This window comes from Porphyromonas sp. oral taxon 278 str. W7784 (assembly GCF_000467855.2).
GTDB lineage: Bacteria > Bacteroidota > Bacteroidia > Bacteroidales > Porphyromonadaceae > Porphyromonas.
Genome location: NZ_KI259222.1, coordinates 1 through 7009, shown reverse-complemented (window position 1 = coordinate 7009; position 7009 = coordinate 1). Strand labels below are relative to the sequence as shown.

4 protein-coding genes and 1 pseudogene are annotated in these 7009 nt (G+C 54.4%); 2 read left to right on the top strand and 3 right to left on the bottom strand.

Annotated features, from left to right (window positions below):
* Together HMPREF1556_RS08585 and HMPREF1556_RS08580 are read right to left on the bottom strand one after the other, a co-directional pair.
* Positions 1-401 (bottom strand): annotated as a pseudogene (locus tag HMPREF1556_RS08585) (3-methyl-2-oxobutanoate dehydrogenase subunit beta); the annotation flags it as partial.
* A 39-nt stretch (positions 402-440) separates the two neighbouring features.
* Positions 441-668, bottom strand: a complete 228-nt coding sequence (locus tag HMPREF1556_RS08580) for a ferredoxin family protein (RefSeq protein ID WP_083476360.1) — start codon at positions 666-668, stop codon at positions 441-443.
* Positions 669-1381: 713 nt separating this feature from the next.
* Between HMPREF1556_RS08580 and HMPREF1556_RS01475 the strand changes: the two genes are divergently transcribed.
* Both HMPREF1556_RS01475 and HMPREF1556_RS01470 read left to right on the top strand, forming a co-directional pair.
* Complete coding sequence (locus HMPREF1556_RS01475; RefSeq protein WP_232299024.1) at positions 1382-3946, top strand: YfhO family protein; 2565 nt, start codon at positions 1382-1384, stop codon at positions 3944-3946.
* A gap of 24 nt (positions 3947-3970) precedes the next feature.
* The gene (locus HMPREF1556_RS01470; protein ID WP_021666412.1) at positions 3971-5674 is read left to right on the top strand and encodes a lipopolysaccharide assembly protein LapB; all 1704 of its coding nucleotides are present in this window, start codon (positions 3971-3973) and stop codon (positions 5672-5674) included.
* A gap of 221 nt (positions 5675-5895) precedes the next feature.
* On the opposite strand, the gene fmt is transcribed toward HMPREF1556_RS01470, so the two are convergent.
* Complete coding sequence (gene fmt, locus HMPREF1556_RS01465; protein WP_021666411.1) at positions 5896-6849, bottom strand: methionyl-tRNA formyltransferase; 954 nt, start codon at positions 6847-6849, stop codon at positions 5896-5898.
* Positions 6850-7009 lie beyond the last annotated feature (160 nt).

Genomic DNA, 7009 nt, shown 5'->3' with positions numbered 1-7009 from the left:
TGACCTCCACCCTTGACTGTCTGGAAGTAGTCCGCCTGACTAGGCTGGATCGTCCCGAGACCAGGGCCACCTCGCATGACATTGACGAGTAGACAGGGGAGCTCTGCACCGGCCAGATAGCTGACACCTTCTTGCTTGAGGCTCATACCTGGTGAAGATGAGGAGGTCATGACACGCTTGCCACAGCCAGCGCCTCCGTAGACCATGTTGATAGCAGCTACCTCACTCTCGGCCTGTAGCACTACCATCCCCGTGGTATCCCATGGATGCTCGGCGGTGAGTGTCTCTAAGACTTCGGATTGGGGCGTGATAGGGTAGCCGAAGTATCCGTCCGTACCCGAGCGGATAGCGGATAGAGCGAGGGCTTCATTGCCCTTGAGTAGTTTGATTTCTTCTGCCATGATGGTGATTGCGTGTTTAAGTGATGGGGTGAATAGTAGTTAGTCTTTCCATCGATAGACGGAGATGCACCCATCGGGGCAGACGGTACCACAGGCTGTACACCCGATACAGTCTGTGTAATTTTTCAGGCGGGCATAGTGGTAGCCTTTGTCATTGACGTCCTCAGGATGAAGCTCGATGACATGGGTTGGGCAGGCGACGACGCAGAGATCGCAGCCTTTGCACCGATCGACGTTGACCACTATAGTCCCTCTTGTCTTGGCCATAGCTTTGTAAGTAATAATCGATTTAAGTTACTGCTGTGTGCACATACTCCGTCGGGCAGGTCAGTGTCGGCGCTGATGATGGGAGAGTCTCAGGGTGATCTTAGGATCTCTGCCCCGGGTATCCCTGTGAGAGGTAGTAAGCCGTCGGACGAAGCTTCCGCATGGTGCTCGTCCGTAGTGATCATCTCCTTGCTGAAGTGAGACCCTCCCCTTCACGATGCCGGCCCGTCTAGGCTGACATGGAGCGTGGGAACTAAATGTCAAGGTCTCTCTTTGCCCATGGAAGTATACCGCAAAGTAAGGAAAAAAGCGAGAGAAAAACAATGGTTTCGCTTTGATTGTGAGGCCTATTCAGCGTATGGCTACGATCACAGTCGAAGCTCCTAGCGGATAGCGCCGTAGACGTAGCTGGTCAGCTTCGGCTTTCTTTGCCCGTAGGCGCGCCCCTTTCTTTACCTATAAAGAGGGGCGTGATTGCGGGTAAACGAAGCGAAGATTACGGGTAGAGAAGGAGCGCATCACGGCTCATCTCGGGTCGTCTCTCGTGAATGGTGCAGGGGGCTGAGCTGTAGCAGGTGAGTTCCTTCGCTGAAGATACCCCGATCGAAGAGGGAAATCTCTCGTGGAATACCAGCTCACAGCCCTCGCTAGGTGGGTGGTTTTTAGTATCTTTGGGTGCAAATTGTTATTCCGATTCGTAATAAAGATACTACGTGTCAACTCCAGTCTCCACCTCTATCTCACGCTACCTGCGCACCTCTGGCCCTGTCTTCGGGGTGATCATCCTCTTTGTCTTCTTAGCCTTGGCCTATTTCGCCCCCGCAGTCTTCGAGGGGCGAGAGCTCTTCCAGCAGGATGTCGCTGGGGCGAGTGGCAATGCTTCGGACGTCTATCGCCATATGGAGTCCTCGGGAGAATTCTCCTACTGGACGAATAGTCTCTTTGGAGGGATGCCCATGTATCAGATAGCGCCCTCCTATCCATCGGTAGGGATCATCCGAGGTATCCAGGATGTGCTGACACTTCAGTGGCCTTTCTGCCTCCTGCCTGGCTATAGTTGGCTCCTCTTCGCTATGCTGGGGGGCTTCTATTTATTCGTGCGGGCGCTCCGAGTGGATCGTATTCCCTCGGTCTTGGGTGCGATCATGTGGACCTTCTCCAGCTACTTCATCATCCTCATCACGGCTGGACATATCTGGAAGCTCATGACGCTGGCCTTCATCCCTCCGACGATCGCAGGGATCATCCATTCATATCGTGGGCGCTATCTCCTAGGGGGAGCGATGACAGCACTCTTTGCGGCACTGCAGATCCTGTCGAACCACGTGCAGATGAGCTATTACTTCGCCTTCCTCATCGTCTTCATCATCCTCGGATATTTCGTAGAAGCCGTTCGGGAGAAGAAGTTCCGCCCCTTCATCTTTGCCTCACTGGTCACCCTCTTCTCAGGACTCATCGCCCTAGGCATCAATAGCTCGAACCTCTACCACACCTATGAGTACGGCCTGGAGACGACTCGTGGCGGGAGCGAACTGACGCCACTGCCTTCGGCTGACGGGCAGAAGCAGGTGGAAGCTAATGCCAAGGGGCTCGATAAAGAGTATATCACGGCCTGGAGTTACGGCAAGGCCGAGACGTTTACACTGCTCGTCCCCAATCTTTATGGGGGAGCTTCGGAGTATCTAGGTAATGATCCCGAGGCGATCGAAAGTGTACCAGCAGAGTTTAAGGAAATCATCGGGGGGATGAATCACTATTGGGGTGACCAGCCCTTCACGGCAGGACCCGTGTATGTGGGTGCATTCGTGCTCTTCCTCTTCGTACTCGGAGTCATCAAGGTACAGGGACCGCTGAAGTGGGCACTACTAGGTGGGACGATCTTCTCGATCGCTCTAGCCTGGGGGCACAATATGATGTGGCTCTCGGATCTATTCATCGACCACGTACCGCTGTACAATAAGTTCCGTACCGTCTCATCGATCCTCGTCGTGGCAGAGTTCACCATCCCGGCGCTTGCAGTACTTGCGCTGGTGCAGTTCGTACGAGAGCCCAAGGCCTTCCTCGAAGATAAGGTCGCGCTTTACGCAAGTCTCGGTCTGACTCTCTTGCCCTGCCTCGTGCTTTGGCTCATCCCGCAGTCCGTCCTTACGCTAATGAGCGGACAGGAGCAGGAGATGTTCCGCCAAGCTATGGGACGAAGCCAACTCCCTGTCACGGCGATCATGGCGAGTCTGAAGGAAGTGCGTGCGGGGATCGTATCGGCAGACGCCCTGCGTTCGGCTGTGATCATCGTCCTCTCTCTAGTCCCTTGCTTCCTCTATGCACAGGGCAAACTCAAGAAAGTACCACTCTTCGCCCTGCTCGGTCTTATTACGCTGGCCGATCTCTGGCTGGTAGACAAGCGCTACCTCCATGATGACCTCTTCATCCCTAAGGAAAGTGTCGAGGCTCAGGCACGCCCCGTGACGGACGTCGACAAGGCGATCGCTCAGGATACAGACCCTCACTACCGAGTGATGAACCTTGCCGTCAATAGCTTCAATGACGCTACGACCAGCGCCAATCACCGCAGTGTCGGGGGCTATCACGCTGCTAAGCTCCGTCGCTATCAGGATCTCATCGAGCGTCAGCTGGCTCAGCAGAACCCCGAGGTATATAATATGCTTGACACGCGCTATTTCATCTTCGCCGACAAGGACCGTGGTCTGATGTATCAGCGCAATCCCGATGCCTTCGGACCAGCGTGGTTCGTGGATGATATTCATTGGGTAGCCTCGGCAGACGAAGAGATGGCAGGGCTGGATAGTACTGCACTTCGCCAGACCGCTCTAGTAGATAAGCGCTTCAGCTCCGAGCTACAGGGCTATAAGGCGGCCACTAACTCCCTTGCCTCTACAGATAGTCTCTCGGCGCCCAGCGGTCAGGCTTCGGTCAAGCTCCTCACGTATACGCCCAGCATGGCGAAGTATCAGGTCACGACCGACGAACCACGTCTCCTGGTCTTCTCGGAGATCTACTACCCTCATGGCTGGCATCTGACGCTCGATGGCAAGCAGGAGCTCCCGATCGTGCGAGCTAACTACGTCCTACGTGCGGCCTACATCCCTCAGGGTACACACGAACTGACGATGACTTTTGACCCAGCGTCGATCCATCGTACCGAACTTATTGCCGAGATCAGCACGGGACTCCTTGTCCTCCTTCTCGTAGCCTCTGCCCTCCTTCCTCTGATAAGACGAGGTAGGAAGCAGGCAGAGATCGACTCCGTACATAATTAATCCTTCACTATATCTTAATCAGAAATGTCCAAGCACGTACTCACAGTTGCCCTCGCTTCGGTAGCTGTTCTCTTGGCTGGTAGTAGCTGTAGCCAGAAGCTACGCCCAATGACGGCTGACCTTGTCAAGGCTGAGCCTCAGCCTCTCGAAGTCGTCGGGGGGAAAGTCCCTGTAGCTGTCCACCTCACCTTCCCAGCAAAGTGGTTCCCTAAGAACGCAGTCCTGACCGTCGTCCCTATCCTTCGCTACCAAGGTGGCGAGAAGTGGGGGGCTGGTACGACCTTCCAAGGGGAGAAGGTCTACGGCAATGACCGCATCGTCTACTACACCAATGGCTCGAATGCTACGGTGAACTTCTCCCTGCCTTACGTCCCAGCGATGTCGAAGAGTGAGCTTTACCTCAACTTCAAGGGTCAGCAAGGCGGGCGAGATGTCAAGCTGCCCGAACTGAAGGTGGCTGATGGTGTCATCGCTACAGAAGCTCTTGCGACGCTCGCTGGCGTATCACCCGTCATCGCTCCTGATGGATTCCAGCGTATCGTCAAGGAAGCTTATGATGCCAATATCATGTTCCTCATCCAGCAGTCTAACGTCCGTGCCTCCGAGCTCAATAAGGATGAAGTCCAGGAGTGGAAGTACACCGTGCAGAATGCTAAGGAGACGCCCAACCAGGAAGTATCTGTCGAAGTCCAGGCTTACGCTTCTCCCGACGGTGGTAAGGAGCTAAATGAGAAGCTTAGTGCTTCTCGTGAGAAGAACACTACGGCTAAGCTCAAGAGCGCCTTCAAGCAGCAGAAGATGTCGGACGTCGAGATCGATGCTCACTATACGGCTCAGGACTGGGAGGGCTTCAAGCAACTCGTCGAGCAGAGCAACTTCCAGGACAAGGATCTTGTACTACGTGTGCTGAGCATGTACCCAGATCCCGAGCAGCGTGAACATGAGATCCGCAATATCTCTGCCGTCTTCAGCAAGCTAGCTGACGAAGTACTCCCCAAGCTTCGCCGTTCACGTCTGATCGCTAATGTGAAGATCATCGGCAAGAGTGATGCAGAGATCCAGGATATGCTAGAGAAGTACCCCAGCGCTCTGACCGTCGAAGAGCTCCTCTATGCAGCTACACTCTCCGACGATGCAGCGCAGAAGGAAAGCATCTACAAGCTCACGATGCAGAAGTATCCTAAGGATTACCGCTCCTACAACAATGTCGGTTCGCTCTGCCTACAGCGTGGCGACTACGAGTCTGCCCATGTGTGGTTCGACCGTGCACTGAAGCTCAAGGACAATGCAGAGGCTAAGGTCAACCTCGGTCTCCTTGCACTCAAGGATGGTGACCTGTCGAAGGCTACTTCGCTCATCGCTGAGGGGAGCACTCTACCAGGTGTCGGCGATGCTCTTGGCTATCTCTACCTCCGTCAGGGTGACTATGCCAAGGCTGAGACTGCCTATGGCGATGTCACGACGAACAATGCTGCCGTAGCTCAGATCCTGAATCGCAACTACAGCAAGGCTGTCAAGACCCTCGAAGCTATCGCTAAGCCCGACGCAACTACGGACTATCTCCGTGCGATCGTCGCTACGCGCATGGGTGATACTTCGCTGGCGATCTCCTCGCTTCAGAAGGCCCTGCAGAAGGATCCAAGTCTTGCGTCTCGCATTGACTATGATCTCGAGTTCGCTCGTCTGCGTGGTATGAGAGACTTCTCTCAGCTTCTTCGCCTGCACTAAGGCTTATCCCTTACAGCAATAACGGCACTGGGCCGACTACCTCACGCAAGAGGTAGTCGGCCCAGTGCCGTATTGCTGGCTAGTGTCTTGTATAAATAGATCGTTGCTTCAGTTGATTGGCTTCGTCCCTGAGACTTGTTTTGGGGAGAATAACCCTTTATTGACCTAAGTCTATCTCTACTTTGCTCGGAGTCTGTACTTACTCTGAGCTCTATCTATATTTACTTTGATCGTAGTCCATTGAGGAAGGCTGAGGCGGGCATTGCCTTCTTCCCTGCGGGCTGTAGTACTTTGATCTCGAGACGCCCTTCAGCGGTCTGGATCTCTAGGGTATGCTTACCGAGGATGAGCTGTCCCAGTGGGTGCTCTGCCGAAGGAAGTGCGTCTGAATGTACGGCTGTCTCTAGGACCTTGAACGTCATGGGCTCCTGCCCATCAAAGGTGAGCGTACACCAAGCTGCAGGATAGGGGGAGAGACCTCGTACCTGATTGTGGAGTTCCGAAGCTGGACGATCCCAGTGAAGTTCCGTATTCTCCTTCGTGAGTTTGGGCGCAGAGGTCGGAGCTATATCGTAGTCGGTCTGCGGTTGAGCCTTGGGCGCTTCATCCTGGAGGAAGAGATCAACGGTGGCAAGTAGTGTCTTAGCCCCGAGATGCATTAGTTCGTCGTGGATCTTACCGACATTATCTTCGGGAGCGATGGGAAGTCGAGCCTGAAGGAGTATATCTCCCGTATCAAGTTCGTGCTTGAGGCGGAAGGTCGTCACGCCCGTCTCTTGCTCGCCACGGATGATCGCCCAGTGGATGGGCGCTGCTCCTCGGTAGCGGGGTAGGAGAGAGCCGTGTAGATTGATCGTACCTAGGCGGGGCAGTGCCCATACGACCTCGGGGAGCATGCGGAAGGCTACTACAATCCCTAAGTCTGGCTGTAGCTCTCGTAGTCGCTCTACGAAGCTCTCTTCCTTGAGACGCTCGGGCTGGAGTACTTCTAGTCCTTGGCTCAGTGCATAGGTCTTGATCTTACTTGCCTGGAGCTTGTGCCCACGTCCTGCAGGTTTGTCGGGCATCGTGACTACTGCCACGACCTTGTAGCCTCCTTCTACGAGGCTCTGGAGTGAAGGCAGAGCAAAGTCTGCCGTCGCCATATAGATGATACGTAGTTCGTCTTTTCTCATTGCTTTGTTGGTCTATTTAGGCGGGGCAAAGCTACGAAGAATTAGCCTATCCCCTATATCTCGGCCCCAAGTCTCCAGAGGGCACGAAGCATCCCTTCGGTACTTCTCCCCGAGATAGCCGTATCTCCATCCTAACTAACCTACGGATACAAAGAGCGAG